The sequence below is a fragment of the Staphylococcus delphini genome (assembly GCF_900636325.1).
Taxonomy (GTDB): Bacteria; Bacillota; Bacilli; order Staphylococcales; family Staphylococcaceae; genus Staphylococcus; species Staphylococcus delphini.
This window is the reverse complement of sequence record NZ_LR134263.1, coordinates 2,283,241-2,301,494: the sequence shown is the minus strand read 5'-3', so window position 1 is coordinate 2,301,494 and position 18,254 is coordinate 2,283,241. Positions and strand designations below refer to the sequence as shown.

Annotated in this window: 17 protein-coding genes; 9 read left to right on the top strand and 8 right to left on the bottom strand. The window is 37.5% G+C overall.

Translation table 11 applies throughout. The features are described from left to right. Window positions 1-112: 112 nt before the first annotated feature. Window positions 113-1,075 carry a class 1b ribonucleoside-diphosphate reductase subunit beta gene (gene nrdF / locus EL101_RS10810; RefSeq protein ID WP_019166133.1) on the top strand — a complete coding sequence of 321 codons (963 nt, stop codon included), beginning with the start codon at window positions 113-115 and terminating at the stop codon, window positions 1,073-1,075. A 177-nt stretch (window positions 1,076-1,252) separates the two neighbouring features. On the opposite strand, the gene EL101_RS10805 is transcribed toward nrdF, so the two are convergent. The 3 genes from EL101_RS10805 to EL101_RS10795 form a co-directional block, all read right to left on the bottom strand. After that, on the bottom strand, window positions 1,253-1,567 hold the full coding sequence (locus EL101_RS10805) for a CHY zinc finger protein (protein WP_096596671.1): 315 nt from the start codon (window positions 1,565-1,567) through the stop codon (window positions 1,253-1,255). 24 nt (window positions 1,568-1,591) lie between these two features. Then, window positions 1,592-2,521, bottom strand: coding sequence for a UDP-N-acetylmuramate dehydrogenase (gene murB / locus EL101_RS10800; RefSeq protein ID WP_201748798.1), 930 nt, complete (start codon window positions 2,519-2,521; stop codon window positions 1,592-1,594). A gap of 145 nt (window positions 2,522-2,666) precedes the next feature. Further along, complete coding sequence (locus EL101_RS10795; protein WP_096596675.1) at window positions 2,667-3,185, bottom strand: GrpB family protein; 519 nt, start codon at window positions 3,183-3,185, stop codon at window positions 2,667-2,669. A gap of 110 nt (window positions 3,186-3,295) precedes the next feature. Between EL101_RS10795 and EL101_RS10790 the strand changes: the two genes are divergently transcribed. The 3 genes from EL101_RS10790 (at window position 3,296) to EL101_RS10780 (ending at window position 6,144) form a co-directional block, all read left to right on the top strand. Further along, on the top strand, window positions 3,296-4,189 hold the full coding sequence (locus EL101_RS10790) for an EMYY motif lipoprotein (protein ID WP_096596677.1): 894 nt from the start codon (window positions 3,296-3,298) through the stop codon (window positions 4,187-4,189). 164 nt (window positions 4,190-4,353) lie between these two features. Next, complete coding sequence (ytxJ, locus tag EL101_RS10785; protein WP_019166129.1) at window positions 4,354-4,674, top strand: bacillithiol system redox-active protein YtxJ; 321 nt, start codon at window positions 4,354-4,356, stop codon at window positions 4,672-4,674. Between the two features lie 354 nt (window positions 4,675-5,028). Beyond that, on the top strand, window positions 5,029-6,144 hold the full coding sequence (locus tag EL101_RS10780; RefSeq protein WP_096596679.1) for a glycerate kinase: 1,116 nt from the start codon (window positions 5,029-5,031) through the stop codon (window positions 6,142-6,144). Window positions 6,145-6,294: 150 nt separating this feature from the next. Here the strand turns inward: EL101_RS10780 and pepT are convergent, their stop codons facing one another. The 4 genes from pepT to gdpS form a co-directional block, all read right to left on the bottom strand. Beyond that, a complete protein-coding gene (pepT, locus tag EL101_RS10775; protein WP_096596681.1) occupies window positions 6,295-7,518 on the bottom strand; it encodes a peptidase T in 1,224 nt (407 codons plus the stop codon). 23 nt (window positions 7,519-7,541) lie between these two features. Next, a complete protein-coding gene (locus EL101_RS10770; RefSeq protein WP_236653948.1) occupies window positions 7,542-7,991 on the bottom strand; it encodes a threonine/serine exporter family protein in 450 nt (149 codons plus the stop codon). 69 nt (window positions 7,992-8,060) lie between these two features. After that, the gene (locus EL101_RS10765; protein ID WP_019166125.1) at window positions 8,061-8,822 is read right to left on the bottom strand and encodes a threonine/serine exporter family protein; all 762 of its coding nucleotides are present in this window, start codon (window positions 8,820-8,822) and stop codon (window positions 8,061-8,063) included. A gap of 451 nt (window positions 8,823-9,273) precedes the next feature. After that, entirely contained in the window at window positions 9,274-10,344 is a 1,071-nt protein-coding gene (gene gdpS / locus EL101_RS10760; RefSeq protein WP_019166124.1) for a GGDEF domain-containing protein GdpS, read from the bottom strand. A 429-nt stretch (window positions 10,345-10,773) separates the two neighbouring features. Here gdpS and EL101_RS10755 point away from each other — a divergent pair, with 429 nt between their 5' ends. After that, the gene (locus tag EL101_RS10755) at window positions 10,774-11,832 is read left to right on the top strand and encodes a glycosyltransferase family 4 protein (RefSeq protein ID WP_096540075.1); all 1,059 of its coding nucleotides are present in this window, start codon (window positions 10,774-10,776) and stop codon (window positions 11,830-11,832) included. An 856-nt stretch (window positions 11,833-12,688) separates the two neighbouring features. Next, window positions 12,689-13,912 (top strand): IS110 family RNA-guided transposase, encoded by a 1,224-nt coding sequence (locus tag EL101_RS10750; protein ID WP_096598797.1) that lies wholly within the window; start codon window positions 12,689-12,691, stop codon window positions 13,910-13,912. 414 nt (window positions 13,913-14,326) lie between these two features. Here the strand turns inward: EL101_RS10750 and EL101_RS10745 are convergent, their stop codons facing one another. After that, entirely contained in the window at window positions 14,327-14,962 is a 636-nt protein-coding gene (locus tag EL101_RS10745; protein ID WP_096542295.1) for a YigZ family protein, read from the bottom strand. 298 nt (window positions 14,963-15,260) lie between these two features. Here EL101_RS10745 and fakB1 point away from each other — a divergent pair, with 298 nt between their 5' ends. The 3 genes from fakB1 (at window position 15,261) to EL101_RS10730 (ending at window position 18,252) form a co-directional block, all read left to right on the top strand. Next, a complete protein-coding gene (gene fakB1 / locus EL101_RS10740) occupies window positions 15,261-16,145 on the top strand; it encodes a fatty acid kinase binding subunit FakB1 (RefSeq protein ID WP_096596459.1) in 885 nt (294 codons plus the stop codon). Window positions 16,146-16,300: 155 nt separating this feature from the next. After that, window positions 16,301-17,587 (top strand): DEAD/DEAH box helicase family protein, encoded by a 1,287-nt coding sequence (locus tag EL101_RS10735; RefSeq protein WP_096596460.1) that lies wholly within the window; start codon window positions 16,301-16,303, stop codon window positions 17,585-17,587. Next, a complete protein-coding gene (locus EL101_RS10730) occupies window positions 17,584-18,252 on the top strand; it encodes a ComF family protein (protein ID WP_096596461.1) in 669 nt (222 codons plus the stop codon). The genes EL101_RS10735 and EL101_RS10730 overlap by 4 nt, the downstream gene beginning before the upstream one ends. The last annotated feature ends 2 nt before the right edge of the window (window positions 18,253-18,254 follow it).

Here is an 18,254-nt window from a genome sequence, read left to right as displayed (position 1 = left end):
GGACAGTGCGTTAAACGGCTGTCTCACTCGCAACTTAAAAAATTTAGGGAATGGGGCACACGTTTGGCCCATTTGTTACACATCATAATATAGATAGGAGCAGATAAGGTCAATGATAGCTGTAAATTGGAACACACAAGAAGATATGACGAATATGTTTTGGCGCCAGAACATTGCTCAAATGTGGGTGGAAACGGAATTTAAAGTTTCAAAAGATATCGCAAGTTGGAAAACTTTAACTGAAGCAGAACAAGAAGCGTTTAAAAAAGCATTGGCAGGTTTAACAGGTTTGGATACACACCAAGCTGATGACGGTATGCCATTAATTATGCTACATACGAAAGATTTACGTAAAAAAGCCGTTTACTCATTCATGGGGATGATGGAACAAATCCATGCTAAGAGTTATTCGCATATTTTTACAACCCTGTTACCTTCTAGAGAGACGAATGAGTTACTAGATAAATGGGTACTTGAAGAACCACATTTAAAATACAAATCTGAGAAAATTATTAGCAATTACCATAAATTGTGGGGGAAAGAAGCGTCTATTTATGATCAATACATGGCGCGTGTTTCAAGTGTCTTTTTAGAAACTTTCCTATTCTATTCAGGTTTCTATTATCCGCTATATTTGGCTGGACAAGGCCGCATGACGACATCTGGTGAAATTATTCGTAAAATTTTATTAGACGAATCGATCCACGGTGTATTCACTGGCTTAGATGCGCAAAGTTTACGTAATGAATTATCAGAAAGCGAAAAACAAAAAGCAGACACAGAAATGTATAAGTTATTAGAAGACTTATATGCCAATGAAGAATCGTATACACGTAGCTTATATGAACCGATTGGCTTAGCGGATGATGTCATGAACTATGTCCGTTATAACGGGAATAAAGCACTGTCAAACTTAGGATTTGAACCGTATTTCGAAGAGCGTGAATTCAGTCCGATTATTGAAAACGCCCTCGATACATCAACGAAAAACCATGATTTCTTCTCAGTTAAAGGTGACGGTTATGTGCTTGCATTGAATGTAGAATCATTGCAAGATGAAGATTTCATTTTCTAATCATTAAAGTATTTAAGAAGAGTGGAGCAACAGAACATGTTGTTTCGCTCTTTTTTGATACACTTGCTTTTTGAGAAAAATGAAAGTGATTTTAAGTAAGAGAAAGGGGAAATTGTGAAGAAAAAAGATTAGGGCCGAGACACAATGGTGTTTCCCAGCTCTAATCCCAAAAGTATATTAAATTTCGAAATAATGGTGATAATGAAACTTACAACGGTTATTAAAATGCGCTTCACATTGAGGACAAGATTCGGTCATCATATACGTTTCAATCGGCATCTCATAACCGCAAACGCCACATAAAATAGCGCGCTTATCAAATTCATCCGAATGCCAACGTTTCGGACGATGTTTTTCAGATTCATTATGACATTTAAAGCAAGGATAATATTTATGACAACATTTAAACTTAATTGCGATCACATCGAATGGCGTATTGTAGTGTGTACAACGTGTTTCTTGGTCGACAGTCGCACCATAAACTTTCGGCATTGCATTCGCTCCTTAAACTTTTCTTTATTTCTCTAAATTTTCCCCAATAATACGAACTTCTCTTTCTAACTCAATCCCAAATTTTTCTTTCACGACGTTTTGGACATGATGAATTAAGTTTTCGTAATCTGTCGCTGTCCCGTGATCGACATTTACCATAAATCCAGCATGTTTACGAGAGACTTCGACGCCACCGATACGATGTCCTTGCAAGTCGGCATTTTGAATGAGTTGACCTGCAAAATGACCAGGTGGACGACGGAAAACACTACCACATGATGGATATTCAAGCGGTTGTTTAGATTCGCGTCGTTCTGTGAGATCATCCATTTTCTCTTGAATGTCTTCTTGCTTTCCAGGTGTGAGTGTAAATGCAGCTTCCAACACGACATAATGCTGTTGTTGGATAATACTATTACGATAATCCAATTCAAGTTCATTATGTGTTAATTTAAGCAATTCGCCACGTTCATCAATGACAAGGGCGTAATCGATCACATCTTTCACTTCGCCCCCATAAGCGCCTGCATTCATATAAACAGCGCCACCGATAGAACCAGGAATCCCGCATGCAAATTCAAGACCTGTTAATGAAACGTCGCGTGCTTTTCGAGACACATCGATAATAGCCGCACCACTGCCTGCAATAATTGTCGCATCAGAAGTGACGATGTGATTTAAAGACAATAAGCTCAAAACGATTCCTCGAATACCGCCGTCTCTAATAATAATATTTGAACCATTTCCCAAATAGGTTACAGGTATGTCATGTTCATACGCATATTTCACGACTTTTTGTACATCTTCATAACGTTCGGGTGAAATATAAAAATCCGCATTCCCCCCCGTTTCAGTGTAAGTATAGCGTTTTAATGGTTCATCTACCTTAATAATACTTGCAGGAATCAGTTTTTTTAAATCCTGTAAGATGCTAGAATGATTCACAAATAACATCCTTTCTGTTCGTTATAATCCATAGTGTTTTTGCCAATTATAAATCAATTGTTCATATTTGATGGTCTTTACAAAGTGTGTTTGGTATTTTTAGACTTAATTATATTTTAACTGTTTTAATAGAACGCGTCATGTATGAACTTTTTTATGTTGCGTATTGTTGAAGTTGTTTAAACCATTGCTTTTTTAAGTTTTCATAATCTCGGATAGGCATGAATGGTTGTTCGAGAGAGGTTTTTTGCGCTTTAAAAAATTGAATGGCTGCTGGATGATGCGTTAATAATTCATGAAATTGTTGGTATTGTTGGAAAGTAGGCGTGTGCATTTGAATAATATGTAAGCGGACTTCTTGCTTTAATTCATTCAGATTATTAAATTTTGCCATCACGACTTTCTTTTCATAAGCATGGTGTAAACGATAAAATCCTGCATAGTTTAAGCGCTTTTCATCTAAAGACGTAATGTCGTGCAAATTTTCAACACCGACTAAAATATCTAAAATGGGTTCGGTCGGATAATTAAAATGAAAAGTACCGCCGATATGTTGTGTGAACTTCACCGGTGAGTCTAAAAGATTAAACAAAATGTGTTGGTATTTTTCGTATTGTGTCGCATAAAATACCTGTTGATTTTCAGTCGTAAATGGTTGGACATGACGATACATATGGAGGCCTCCTTGAGTGTCCTTTTGCGTAATTCTGCATTACTATATCATATATTATTTTCAAGTTAAATACGTTTATGTATAATACGAATTGAATAAGAGGTGCAGCGATGAAAAAATGGATAAAATTGATCATTTTAAGTTTCATGATGATTGGCAGTCTTACCGCATGTATGGCATCATCCCAAAAGCAGATGCATGCATTCGACCAACAAATGAAGACGGTCGCAGAAAAAGAGCGCAATGTGAATCGAACATTAGAACAAATGAATTTAAACCAACTGTATGATTTGAGTCAAACAGATACGACAGATGCGAACAAAAAAGCGTTTGATCAACTTAAAAAGCAAATTGACGATGAATTAAAGCCGGCGATGAAAGCGTATCGTCAAGAGGCGAAAGCACTTCCTGAAACAAATAAAGATTTGAAAGCGTTGAAATCTACATATTTAGAGGGCATAAAGGGTAAAGAAGAAGTAGTTGAAAAATTGGATCAGTTTATCGTACTCTGCCAAAATTCAATCCGCGCGAATGAAAACATACTGGATTTCACACAACAATTTGAAAAGTATCGTAGTCGTGTAGAGACGCAAATAAGTAGTGCGAAACAAACGTCGCAAGGGTTAGAAGATAGCGCAAAATTAGAGGCACGGCTCGATGAAAATAATCGCCATATCAAAGAAAAAGCAGAGACTTCTATCCGTGAAAAAGATGGAAAGGCACAAATGCAGGCGATTCAAGAAGAAGTGATTCCGTTAGTTCAAACACAAATTAAAGATTTAAATGAAATGCAACTCCGAGATGAGATGACGAACCGCGCACGACAAAATGCAGTGCAAATGTATTACAGTCTTGAGCGCTATTATCAAGAACGTCTCAAAACGATTGACTATAATCAAAAATTAGCTCAGGTGAATATTCGTAAACTCATTACGAAAGCGAAAGATTTAGACAGCTATAACGCACCGTACGAAAATCAGCGAGATCAGTTGAATTCAAACTAATGGACGCGCGCTGTTTTAGATGGATTGTTTCGGTAGATGGGGAGCGGATTCAAAATTAAAGGTTAACAAGCCTATATTATGTGTGTATAATGGTAAACATTGAGAAAAGTACTTAGTTAATTGAGATAAAAGACAAACAGAAAATCTACTTAGAGGTGAAGAGAATGGCGATTAAGCTAACTTCGATTGACCAATTCGAACAAATGATTGAAGAGAATCCATATATATTTATTTTAAAACATAGCAATACTTGTCCGATTTCGGAAAACGCATTCGACCAATTTAATAAGTTTTTATATGAGCGTGATATGGATGGTTACTATGTCGTTGTTCAAGAAGCACGTGAACTATCGGATTATATTGCTGAAAAGACAGGTGTCCAACATGAATCACCTCAAGCGCTTTATTTCGTAAACGGTGAGGTCAAGTGGCACGACAGTCATAAAAATGTGAATGTCTCTGAACTTGCGAAAGCTGAGGAATAGGCTGACATTGTTTGATAATGGTTGAATCGATGTGATGATATGTCATGATCGATAGACCTGAAAAGCGCAACCAAGAAATATTTGAAAATATACGAAAGCAACACACGCGATCAACTAGGATGTGTTGCTTTTTATTTTGAGCAATGACATACGTGTGATGAGTACGTATCATGGGGGGAATTGAGGAAAGAGGTTGAAATCGAATGTTCAGTTCATTTGTACACTTTTGAAGGTCAAGGCTATAATATAGAATAATGAGATTGGAAGTAATAAACGGATATTCAATCAATAAAGCATATGATCTATCACACGACAGGTTGAACATCAATATTTGAGAGATAAGAGGGTGACCACATGAAAATATTAGTAGCTATGGACGAATTTAATCACATTATTTCGAGTTATGACGCAAATCGCTATGTAGAAGAAGGTGTGGCGAGTCAAATTGAGGATGCAGATATTGTACAAGTCCCACTATTTAATGGGAGAAGAGAATTATTAAATGCCGTCTTTTTATGGAAATCTGGGACACAATATCAAATTTCAGTACATGATGCGGCGATGCAAGCTGTAGACGCCACGTACGGTCAAACAGATGATGGCATTACCGTTATAGAAGCGGGGCGATTTTTAAAAGGGACGTTACCACTTGTAGAACAGTCAAGCTATGGTTTAGGCGAAGTGATGCGTCATGCTTTGGATAAAAACGCGCAACATATGATTATTTCAGTAGGTGCTATCGATACATTTGATGGTGGCGCAGGGATGTTACAAGCTTTAGGTGCACAGTTTTACGATGATGAAGGGCGTACTGTTGATATGACAAAAGGTGGCGGCCAAATTAAACATGTGCGACGTATTGATCTTGAAGGTTTACATGAAGGTTTGAAAGCGTGCCGTATTCAGATTGTGACAGATTTTGAGAGTAAGTTATACGGCAAACAGAGTGCAGTCATGAAGACCTATCCAAATCTTCAAATCGACCGAGAAGAAGCAGTGGTAATTGACAATTTGCTTTGGTATTGGAGTGAATTGTTTAAACATCAGCATCATATCGTGCTTGGTACGGTTGAAAGAGGCGGTGCTGGTGGCGGTATTGCGGCAACGTTACATGCATTATATAAAGCTGAAATTCAAACGAGTCATGAATTAGTTGATCAAATTACAGGATTGAATCAATTAGTTAAACAAGCGGACTTAGTGGTATTTGGTGAAGGCATTGATGAACAAGACGAAATGATTGAAACGTCTTCATTAAGAATTGCTGAACTGTGCCAACAATATAATAAGCCGGCTATCGCACTATGTGGTACAGCGGATAAATTCGAACGATTCGAAGCACTAGGTGTGACGGGTATGTTCAACACGTTTATAGAGATGCCGAAAACATTAACTGACTTCAAAATGGGGATACAGTTAAGAAATTATGCCGTACAAGCCATTCGATTGTTGCGCACATCGTTTAATTAATAAGAGGACATGAATTTAAAAGGACAGAGACTGGAGCATATCAAAAGTTCTCCAGTCTCTGTGTTTTTGTGGAATGATATCCATCTATCGTTTAACAGACATTGATGATATTACTGTTAAACACTTCTATTTTCTCTCTTTTTACAAGGCTTATTTTTCTGCTACTTTTTGGACGATGCCTAAGATGACTTGTACAGCTTGTGCCATGACATCGATAGAAGCATATTCATAAGGACCGTGGAAGTTATCACAGCCAGTAAATAAGTTCGGTGTCGGTAGGCCCATAAATGAAAGTTGTGACCCATCTGTACCGCCACGAATCGGCTCAGTATTGGGTGTGATATGAAGGTCAGCATAAACCGCTTTTGGAATGTCGATAATATGTTGTAGCGGCTTAATCTTTTCTGCCATATTACGGTATTGATCATTGATAACAAGATGAACAGGATCGTAATAATAACGTGAATTGATATCTTTTTGAATTGCAATGAGTTGTTGTTTTCGATTTTCAAAAGAAGTGCTGTCATGGTCGCGAATGATGTACTGTGCAGTCGCTTTTTCAACGTTACCATTCAGTTCCATGAGGTGGAAGAAGCCTTCGTAACCTTCCGTATGTTCTGGAACTTCATTGGCAGGTAATGCTTGATGAAACGCGTTAGCTAAATTCAATGCGTTAACCATTTTATCTTTTGCAGAACCTGGATGCACATTCACACCATCAAACGTAATTTTAGCTTCTGCCGCATTAAAACTTTCAAATTGTAATTCACCTAATTGACTGCCATCCATTGTATAGGCAAAGTCTGCGTCAAAACGTTCCACGTCGAATTTGTGAGGACCGCGACCGATTTCTTCATCAGGGGTAAAGCCGACACGAATACGGCCATGTTTAATTTCTGGATGTGCAATTAAATATTGGAGTGCTTCCATAATTTCAACGACACCTGCTTTATCATCGGCACCAAGTAATGAAGTCCCATCTGTTGTCATGAGTGTATGCCCTTTGACTTTAAGGATATCTGGAAAGACTTCAGGATTAATTTCGCGACCAGATGTACCTAAAGTAATGATGCCGCCATCATATGAGTCTATAATCTGAGGATTTACATTTGCGGCGTTGAAATCAGGTGACGTGTCCACATGCGCTAAAAATCCGATCGTAGGTGCATCTGTTTCAATATTCGCTTCTAATGTGGCGAATAGGTAACCGTGACGATCTAAATCGGTATCAAGTCCCATCGCTTTTAATTCACTTTCCAAAAGACGAAGTAAATCCCATTGACGCTCAGTAGAAGGGGTCGTCTCGCTATTCGGGTCAGATTGTGTATTGATTTTAACGTAACGTGAGAGTCTTTCGATAATTTGTTCTTTCATACTTAACACTCCTTTTTATCTACTTAGATACGGTTATTCATATGGTATCCTTTACGATAATGCTTTCCTTTAAGTTTACCATAGGCATGTTTAAGTCGTGTATAGATGTAGTAGAAGATTTCGGCGCAAAGAATACCGAATGCGATGGCACCTGATGTTAAAGTCACTTCTAAAAATTGATTGACTGCAGGCGTATAAGCATTTGTTACGAGTAAACGGGTTGCTTCATATGCTGCACCTCCAGGCACTAACGGAATGATACCCGGCACAATGAAAATAATGACAGGGCGCTTGTAACGACGGCTCATCGTATGACTCATGATTGCAAGGATAAAACTTCCTAAAAAAGCAGCCATGACAATCCCATAGTTCATATCAACTGTAAATTTATAAATGGACCAACCCATGGCACCTACAAAGCCTGATGCGAGTAAAAGGCGTTTCGGCGCATTGAAAATGATTGAAAATAGCATCGTCGAAACAAAGCTAATTAAAAACTGCGCAATATAATAAAAAATATAAGTCAATGTCCTCACACCTTTCTAGAAAATAAGTAGTACAATCGCAACGCCGGCCCCAATCGCAAATGCAGTGAGGGCAGCTTCTACCCCCCGCGACATGCCTGCTAAAAGTTCACCCGCCATTAAATCACGAATGGCATTTGTAATTAAAATTCCGGGTACAAGTGGCATGACACCTGCAATGGTAATAATATCTTGATTGGTCGCCCATCCATTTTTAGTGAAAAAGGCGGCCACTGCAATGACAACTGTTGCACTAATGAATTCTGAGAAAAATTTAATTTGAATAAAGCGCTGGACTAAGTCGAATGTTAAAAATGCAGCGCCTCCCGCAATAACCGCATAAATAAAATCTTGTCGAACACCGCCGAACATAAATAAAAAGAAACCACATGCGATAGATGCAGCTAAAAACTTAATGATAAATGAATATTGTAGTGAAGCGTGTTCTAAATGAATCAGTTCCGCTTTTGCTTCGTCTAACGTTAATGCATTACGCGAAATCTTTCTTGAAATATTGTTAGCGAGTGCAATCTTTTCTAAGTCTGTCGTCCGTTCACGCACCCGCACAAGACGTGTATTCGTCCGGTCATTCAGTGAAAAAATAATCGCTGTTGATGTGACAAAGGCGTATGTATCTTCTAGACCAAAGCTCGCTGCAATACGGCCCATTGTATCTTCTACACGATAGGTTTCTGCGCCACTTTCTAACAAAACCTTACCCGCAAGTAGGACGACATCAATGACTTTGTTTTCATCAATAATCGTGAGTGCTTCTGCCATGGCTGTGTCTCCTTTCATCTCAATCAATAGTCAGTCTACATGGGAATAATACCACTTGCAACAGTTAATACTTAGTTTTTATGAAAGTTTTAAAAGTATGATTTGGCAAATGAATGAAAATGAAGTGGGGAAGAAATTCTATTTTAAGTCAAGATTGCTGAACGAGTTCTCCTTTTCCCAAGGACTTGCCTCAACTAAATTCGGCTTGATTGACGTATACATTGGATGGAAGCCGCATTGGATTTTCGGCTGCGTCTTTATCCTTCAGGTGTGTCGAATTGTTCTTGCAATCTTTAACATGGTGTTTCAATACATGGGTGCCACACGTTATTCATACATTAATGAGTGGGTGATTGGAACGTTATCCCAGACCTTAAAACTAAGCAAATATTGAATCAAAGCATATAAAAAAGCCACCTCTCTGTCATCAAAGAAAGGTGACTTTAATCTGTTATTTTGGGCTGATAATAGGGCTGAACATCACTTGATTACGCCCTTCGTTTTTTGCGACATGTAACATATCATCAGCATCTTTAAATAATTTGCGTTGTGATTTATGACTTTCACTCGTCATGTAACCGACGCCAATAGAGACGGAGAGTTTAATGACAATTTTGTCTGGCAAATGGAAATTTGATTTTTCCACAGCTTTACGAATACTTTCAGCAAGTTTGACACATTCGTCTAAAGAACAATCACGTAAGACGACCGAAAACTCTTCGCCGCCGTTTCGGAAAATGCGTGTTTTTTTAGGTACATAATTTTGTAAAAGGTGTGACATTTGTTTTAATACGGCATCACCTGCATGATGTGTATAAGCATCGTTCACATCTTTAAAACCATCAATATCAATTAATAATAACGCTAAACTTTGGCGTTCATCTTCTGCAACGCGTGCCATCTCGTTTAAATGACGGTCAAATTCTTTTACATTGCCTAAACCGGTTAAGTAATCGACAGTATCTTCATTCTCATAACGTTCGATGAGTGAGAAGAATCTGAGCAAGTCGACGTAAAATACGGCTGTTACTAATGTTGCAATCATTGAAATAGGGATTAAATAGAGCACTTCTACGGTATCAAATGACGGCATGATCATTGCAATAATCGCTAAAATAATAATGCTTAAAATATTTAAGATTTGAATCGCAACGACATGATTTTGCTTGAGAAATGGTCCAATTGTACTTACAATAGCTGCAATGACTAATAACGACACAGCATAAGTTAATGTCGTCGATAATACAAAGTAGCCGACCAACGCGATAATGACTGCTGCGAAAACTGTGTAAAATGAATTTGTATATCGGCCTAAAAAGAGTAAAGGGACAAAAGAAAGTTGAATCATATAGTTTTCGATTGGAATAGGTTGAAATGCAAGTAACAACCCTACAATAGTCATCAATACGGTAATATAACTTTTTGAGAATCTAAAGTCATGAGATTCAGCGTATTGAAGACGATGAAATAAATATATTCCAGCGATTGTCACTGAAATATTATAAATAATAGCTTCAATCATAATTAAGCGACTCCTTTTCTTTACCATTAGTTATTGTATGTGAAATGTTACAATTTGTCATTATTTTTTATGACGTGTAAAGATTTATGCGATTGAAAATGTTTTTATAGGAACTTGAGTCCTAATATGTGATAAAATAAACCTGTATTTTAACCTTATCAACGCGTTTATTTAAATGAAACATACATACATCATTCAATTTAATTGATGGGTTTAATGTGCTTTTAATTTAATGTAAAATAAATATATTGGCAACACGGACATAATAAAAAATAATTAATGTATAATCGTGTATTGTGTGTTGTCTTGTATTTAACTGATGTGCTGATGTCGTTTAATTGCGAATGAATGAGACATTAACTGTTTCAAATCATCTTGCCGTTGTTGAACGACGAATGAAGAAAAATTCCGTGTAATGTAGGTGAACTGATGTATACTTTAACACTCATTGGCGTCTCGATGATAGTCAGTTTAATAGTTACACCAATAGTAATAGCCGTTTCTAAAAAGCTAGATATTGTAGATAAACCCAACTTCCGTAAAATACATACTAAACCCATTTCGATGCTTGGGGGTACGGCAATATTATTATCTTTCTTAATAGGAATTTGGCTTGGACATCCGATTGAACGAGAAATCAAGCCGCTATTACTTGGTGCAATTGTTATGTATTTTGTTGGATTAATAGATGATTTATATGACTTAAAGCCTATACTTAAATTAATAGGTCAAATTGCAGCGGCATTAGTCGTTGTGTCGTACGGCGTGACTATCGATTTTATTTCCATTCCAATTGGGCCAACGATTTACTTCGGATGGTTAAGTGTCCCAATTACCATTTTTTGGATTGTAGCCATTACGAATGCGATTAACTTAATAGATGGCTTAGATGGACTTGCAGCAGGCGTCTCTGTCATTGCGCTTGTGACGATTGCGTTTATTGCGATTTTACAAGGCAATATTTTTATCATTATGATTTGTAGTGTTCTGATTGGTTCACTTTTTGGATTTCTTGCTTTCAATTTTCATCCAGCTAAAATCTTTTTGGGAGATAGTGGCGCGTTATGTATCGGTTTTATTATCGGTTTCGTATCACTACTCGGTTTTAAAAATATTACGTTTATTTCCTTGTTTTTCCCGATTGTCATTTTAGCAGTGCCATTTATTGATACACTCTTTGCGATGATTCGCCGGGTTAAAAAAGGGCAACATATTATGCAAGCCGATAAATCTCACTTACATCACAAGTTATTAGAGCTCGGTTATACGCATCGACAAACGGTGATTTTAATTTATTCTATCGCATTTATGTTTAGTGTCGTGAGCATTATTCTATATCTCTCACAACCGTGGGGCGTCTTTTTAATGATCATCCTCATTGTCATTACGATTGAATTGATTGTTGAATTCACCGGCTTAATAGACGATGATTATCGCCCATTACTTGACCTCATAGCCAGACAAAAGCGATTAAGAAGTAAAAAATAAACATTGAAACATATATTACTTGGAGCTGGGATATTAAGATTCCTCAGCTCCTTTACTATATTTTGTTGTGTATACCAAGGGATGGGGCTTGAAAAAATTAAGCTTCAAGCTATACATAGATTGCATATTCATTAATGACTTTAAAACGGTCGGAAAATGAGCGTGAATGGGATAAAAATTGATGCTATTGTTTTCTTGATTTCATAAACTTGCCTTCAGTTCTGTGTATTTGATATAAGATTGCCCAGAAGGCTGAGACTCCTGAGGGAATGCGTGCATACTGCTGACAGTCGCTTCTTAACTTTAATAGTGGTTGCTGTTTATCGCAGTAGCTGTCTGACTTCTCAACGTATACACTTTTGAGAAGTCTAGTCAGCCTTGCGGGGGCAGTACGACGAAATCTTTGTTACACATGAGATTTCTGTACTGCTCCCAAAATCCACAATGAATGGGTGCGCTGGGAATCAATAAACGGTGTTCCAAAAGCAGGATTTTCGACAGAACTCCCGCGATTTCGGCAAAATTTGGAAATCAATTTTGCTCATCGCTCGGGGTTCTGCTCAAATCCTAAGCGCTTTTGTCACAACCTCCCCTCAGCCCCTAGGAAACATATTAAGATAGTAGTGAAGAAATTATGACGATAGTTTCTTCACTACTTATTTTTTATAATAGGTAGTTGAGAGAAGTTAAATCGAGCTTCGCGTGGATTTAAAATTCGTTAGGAAACTGATTGGCTTCACTCCCTTATGAATTTTGTTTCAATATGTAGGCTCTAGAAGTCGTGTAAGAAAATAAAGTGATTAAGGATTAAGGGTGAAGGTTTGCTTATCTCAAGACTTAATTAAGGAGGCATTTTATGCATATTTTTGGTATTGATATCAGTAAAGCATCGGCATTTGTGGCCCATTATGAAGATGAAACATTCGTTAAAGAATTGGACTTATTCTATGATTCAAAGAACTTACTTCAGTTCTACACATATTTAAAATGTTTTGAAGATAAGTTATTGATATTCGAAGCAACAGGTGTTTATTCAACAATTATTCGTCAATTTTGTATCAATCATAATATTAAACATATTTGTATAAACCCCTTAGAAGCACACTTTAAGATGAAGTCATTAAGAAGATATAAGACAGATAAGGTGGATGCACATAAACTCGCTCATTTAGGCTTTACACTAGATGAAAAATACATTATTCATCACACTTCAGATGAAGATATTGAGAGAAAGAGTTACACACGTTTAATCATGCGTATTGAGGACGATTTAACTAAATTAAAAACGAGACTTAAAGAGAGGCTATCTCAAGTATTCCCGTCACTTCAAGACTTAGTGAAGCACAACTATAATATTCCTAACTTAAGGCTTATCAATTTATTTGCACATCCTCAATTCGTCTTAAATTTGACTAAACAACAACTCAAAAAGCTCATTAAGCAGCACAATAACTGCCAAAAGACACATCTTGAAAATCTGACTATCAAGCTTGTTGAATGGGCTCAAAACACATATATTACCGTCCACGAAGAGCACCCACTTGTCGAAGAAATCAAAGATATTACTGAAGATTTAATTCGACTCATTGGTAGAAAAAAGAATTATGTCGCTAAACTCAAAAAATTATGTGCTGATCAAAAATTATATCACGTCTTATTAAGTATCAATGGTGTTGGAGAACAAAATGCGGCTTTACTCACAGGGGAATTAGGGAATATTGATCGCTTTGAGACGAATAAGCAACTCAATGCGTTTGTTGGTATCGATATCGTCAGATATGAATCAGGAACGGTTTATAAAAAAGACCGTATTAATCGGCGTGGCAGTAGTGTAGCACGAAAAATTCTCTATCAAATGGTTGAGCTTTTTATTATGAATCAACACCGTCAGCAGAATCATATTTGCGATTATTACTATAAATTAAAAGAGCCACCTTACAATAAACATCATAAAGTGGCCATGATTGCTTGTGTGAACAAGCTCATTAAAGTTATGCATTACTTAAACACTACAAACTCAAGATATGACTTTGAACGTGCTACAAGGCATTTAAAGGATAACTCAATAAAGCCTTCCTAGGATAACCACTTCCATTAGCCAAGCACTATGCACATCTTGAGTTATATACACAGGAAAATTCTACACTAGTCATACTCGTTATGACTAAATAACTCAAAATTTTCCTACACATTCAGTATAACACCTAGAAAAAATTTTTAAAATTAGCTAGGTGTAGTTCAGTGATGCCAAAATACTAAAAAAACACTTGCAAAACAGTAAGAACGCGAAGCCATGAAGGCAATCTAAAGCCACTAATCATAGGGAGGGCAAGTTTAACAAAAATATTGCATCAATAGCATCAAAAATTTTTATGTCCCATCCCCAAGTTTTTACACGGTTGAAAGTAGCGAATCATGCTTGTTTTCATACGGTATGTAGCCTTGGATGCATATGGAAAGTACAAGAAAGGAAATGTTGGACTAGGTTACAAAGTTAATCAATGTCAAAAGGTAAGCGCATCACTGGGTCAGTTTCTAAAGTATATTTACCTTGAGTATGTTGATTGGCAAATTGTATGAATGCCTCATATTCTTCTTCAAGGACATCGATGTGGTACGTCACTTGGTCTGTATATGCGGTGTCGCGAAGCATAAAAGTAGTCGATTGGAGTTCATATTCAAATTTTCCAGTTAAATCATAAGCCATCGAAATACGGACAGGAATCGCCGGACGTAATGCGACACGGCCGACATCTTGGATCACATCACGTACAGCACCGCCATATGCACGTATGAGCCCGCCTGTTCCAAGTTTAATCCCACCAAAATAGCGGGTCACTACCACAGCGACATCATGGACATCCAACTTTTTTAACATTTCTAACATTGGAACACCCGCCGTGCCGCTCGGTTCGCCATCATCATGGGCTTTTTGAATGAGCATCGTATCACCAATCGTATATGCCGAACAGTTATGCGTTGCTTCACGGTGTTCTTTTTTCTTCGCTTCAATAAATGCTTTTGCCTCATCTTCATCATGGACCGGTTTAATATGGGCAATGAAACGAGATTTACTAATGACGTTTTCTATAATGTGTTCATCTTTAATTGTAATTACTGAATCTGTCATACAGGTCACCCTTTATTGTAATAATTGCTTAACTCATTATACTATATTTAGATTTAAGTTAAAGATTGTGAAAGTATGCTACATGACTTTGCAAAATATAGTATGATAGTAGCATATGTGGAAATAAAGAATGTCGTGATGACAAAGAAAGCATGAAAAAATAGCATTCCATGATGAAATTTGTTATATAATAAACTGTCGAGATCAATTCATACAAAAAGCAGTATCGTCTATGATGAATGTTTTTGCACATATGCGTGATTAAAATTAAGTGTTTGCTTTAGAGGAGGAAGAAAACATGAAAATAGCTGTCATGACTGATTCAACAAGCTATATCCCTCAACATATATTAGAAAAAAACAATATTCGTATTGTACCGTTAAGTATTACGTTAGAAAGCGGTGAAAACTATAAAGAAAATATTTCAATCTTTGCGGACGAATTTCATGAAATATTAAGAACGTCAGAATCTATCCCAACAACGAGTCAACCTGCCATTGGTGAAATGATCAGTGCGTACGAAGCGTATAGAGATGAAGGTTACACGGATGTTATTGTTGTGCATCTTTCAAGTGGCATCAGTGGGGCATATCAAACGGCGATGCAAGCTTCAACAATGGTCGAGGGGATTCGTGTACATCCAGTCGATTCCAAAATAGCATGTTTACCTGAAGGCTCCCTTGTATTGCGTGCTTTAGACTTGATTGAACAAGGATTAGATGTCGAGGCAATATTGGCAGACCTAGACGATATGGTTCAACATGTAGGGGCATTTTTAGTTGTAGATGACTTGAAGAACTTGCATAAAAGTGGCCGTATTACAGGTGCCCAAGCGTGGATTGGAAATTTATTGAAGATGAAACCTGTACTGACATTTGAAGATGGTTTGATTGTCCCTTACGAAAAAGTGCGTACGAAAAAAAGAGCGCTAAAGTTAATTGAAGATAAAGCGGTTGAATTATCGAACGAATATGAACAGTCGACGATTATGGTCATTGGTGGCGATGATAGAGAAGAGTCTCAAGGCGTTTACAAAGATCTCAAAGAAAAGTATCCGAATAAAAATATTGTCTTTTCAGAACTGGGTCCCGTTATTACATCGCATTTAGGATTAGGTGGATTTGGTATCGGCGTCGTCAACCGTCATATCGATGTTCCTGATTCAATCAATGCTGAACGTTAACAATCAAATGCGTTTAAAGCAGCTTCCTAGGTAGGGGGCTGTTTTTATTTTGAAGAGATGTCGTATTAAAAGTAGGTACGGTCAGAAAAAATTTTTCCAATTAAAAAAGTAAAATGAGGCGTTGGGACGTGTATGTTATTGAAAGGAGCTTCAAAATGTATTTTAATGGCCAACTCGTAACAGACGCGACGTTATACGATGACAATCAAATTATTCAAGTAGACAAGGGGGTGACACGTAGATCAAATGGATGGCGATGTACACGATGTGCAACTGAGGAACGACACCACTTTTATCAATATGAAAGTGATGTGCTGAATGAAACAATCACCTATTGTCGTCACTGCATTCAAATGGGACGGATGGATAGTGTGACAGCTGTTTTTACATTGAGAAGTGTCACTTGTCGTTCGGAAGCGGCGTATCAGTTACCCTTTCAACTGTCGGCACAACAGCAATATGCCTCTGATCACATTGTTCAAGCTGTGCTGCGTCATGAATCATTATTACTTCATGCCGTGACAGGTGCAGGTAAGACCGAGATGATGTTTGAAGCCATTGCTCAAGCACGTCGTCAAGGATACAATGTCGCGGTCGTTTCACCACGGCTAGATGTGGTCATTGAAGTGAGTATGCGGATTAAGCAAACATTTTTAAATGAAGCGATTGATATATTACATCAAGCAAGTCAGCAGCAGCATGAAGCACATTTTGTCATTTCGACAGTACACCAACTGTATCGATTCAAGCGGCATTTTCACGTTATATTTATTGATGAAGTCGATGCTTTCCCACTCGCAATGGATCCCTCTTTAATGCAAACGATTGAAAATGCAGCAAGAATGGAAAAAGCACTCATTTATATGACAGCCACCCCGCCGCCGCATTTAAAAACGCAATTTGATGATGCACATACGATTACTTTACCTGCTAGATTTCATCAGCATCCTCTAGTGATTCCTACATTTAAATATTTTAAGCTTCGAGTGAACAAAGTGCAGTTTTATTTATTCACACGCATGAAAGCCCAACAAGAACAGCAACGGACAACGTTAATTTTTTTCAGTGACATACGTGAAATGAAGCGATTTTTTGAAACGTATGCGCCTTTAATGGAACGTCTAGGATTGGTTTACAGTGAAGACCCTGAACGGTTACATAAAGTAGAGGCTTTACGCAACGGTCTATACGACATCATGTTAACGACAACAATATTGGAAAGAGGATTCACGATGCCTTATTTAGATGTATGGGTGGTGGATAGTCACCGCTATACTTCAACAGCCTTAATACAAATCGCTGGACGTGTAGGACGTAAAGCTGTTTGTCCAGATGGTGACGTGTTGTTTTTGCATGAAGGACGCACAAAGGCGATGTATGATGCCCGTCGTCAAATTGCTGAAATGAATCAACTCGCAAAGAAACGAGGATGGATTAAATGAAACGCTGTCTTTTTTGTATGAATACGATGCATGATGCGATTTTAATGGCGAACCTCTTTTCTAGAACGGATCCTCTCTGCCCGAAATGTCATGAATTAATCGAGAATTGTCGTTTTGATGAGGAGAATCGATGTGCATATTGTAAAGGCAAATTAGATCTTTCAGGGGAATGCCACAATTGTCGGAACCTCACCGCTATGGGTGTACAATTTGAACACATTGAATCACTTTTTCATTATGATCATTTTGTGAAAACATTGATACATCAGTATAAATTTTTAAACGACGTCGCACTTGCGAAAGTTTTTGCACATTACATACGGATAAAACGTGTGAAAGATGAACTGATTGTACCGATGCCATCCAGTCAAGACCACGATTTACAACGCACTTTTAATCCAGTTCAAACGATACTGCATCATCTGGAATTACCTTATGTCGCATGTTTAAAAATGCGTCCTCGCTCGAAACAATTTGCGTTATCACGTTCAGAACGTTATGCAGTCGATAATCCCATTTACTTCGATAGTGATATTTCTCTGGAAAACAAAAGTATTCTCCTTATTGATGATATTTACACGACTGGTCACACTGCCCACTGTGCTGGAAATGTATTATTACAACAAAAAGTCAGAAAATTAAGTATGTTAACGTTTGCGAGATAGCG

Excerpts from the sequence above, each read along its gene's own strand:
- EL101_RS10765 (WP_019166125.1), bottom strand. The coding sequence starts at position 8,822 with ATGGCAGAAGCACTCACGATTATTGATGAAAACAAAGTCATTGATGTC.
- EL101_RS10730 (WP_096596461.1), top strand. The coding sequence starts at position 17,584 with ATGAAACGCTGTCTTTTTTGTATGAATACGATGCATGATGCGATTTTA.
- EL101_RS10805 (WP_096596671.1), bottom strand. The coding sequence starts at position 1,567 with ATGCCGAAAGTTTATGGTGCGACTGTCGACCAAGAAACACGTTGTACA.
- EL101_RS10735 (WP_096596460.1), top strand. The coding sequence starts at position 16,301 with ATGTATTTTAATGGCCAACTCGTAACAGACGCGACGTTATACGATGAC.
- EL101_RS10755 (WP_096540075.1), top strand. The coding sequence starts at position 10,774 with ATGTATACTTTAACACTCATTGGCGTCTCGATGATAGTCAGTTTAATA.
- EL101_RS10795 (WP_096596675.1), bottom strand. The coding sequence starts at position 3,185 with ATGTATCGTCATGTCCAACCATTTACGACTGAAAATCAACAGGTATTT.
- gdpS (WP_019166124.1), bottom strand. The coding sequence starts at position 10,344 with ATGATTGAAGCTATTATTTATAATATTTCAGTGACAATCGCTGGAATA.
- EL101_RS10770 (WP_236653948.1), bottom strand. The coding sequence starts at position 7,991 with ATGCTATTTTCAATCATTTTCAATGCGCCGAAACGCCTTTTACTCGCA.
- fakB1 (WP_096596459.1), top strand. The coding sequence starts at position 15,261 with ATGAAAATAGCTGTCATGACTGATTCAACAAGCTATATCCCTCAACAT.
- EL101_RS10780 (WP_096596679.1), top strand. The coding sequence starts at position 5,029 with ATGAAAATATTAGTAGCTATGGACGAATTTAATCACATTATTTCGAGT.
- EL101_RS10745 (WP_096542295.1), bottom strand. The coding sequence starts at position 14,962 with ATGACAGATTCAGTAATTACAATTAAAGATGAACACATTATAGAAAAC.
- EL101_RS10790 (WP_096596677.1), top strand. The coding sequence starts at position 3,296 with ATGAAAAAATGGATAAAATTGATCATTTTAAGTTTCATGATGATTGGC.
- nrdF (WP_019166133.1), top strand. The coding sequence starts at position 113 with ATGATAGCTGTAAATTGGAACACACAAGAAGATATGACGAATATGTTT.
- pepT (WP_096596681.1), bottom strand. The coding sequence starts at position 7,518 with ATGAAAGAACAAATTATCGAAAGACTCTCACGTTACGTTAAAATCAAT.
- murB (WP_201748798.1), bottom strand. The coding sequence starts at position 2,521 with ATGTTATTTGTGAATCATTCTAGCATCTTACAGGATTTAAAAAAACTG.
- EL101_RS10750 (WP_096598797.1), top strand. The coding sequence starts at position 12,689 with ATGCATATTTTTGGTATTGATATCAGTAAAGCATCGGCATTTGTGGCC.
- ytxJ (WP_019166129.1), top strand. The coding sequence starts at position 4,354 with ATGGCGATTAAGCTAACTTCGATTGACCAATTCGAACAAATGATTGAA.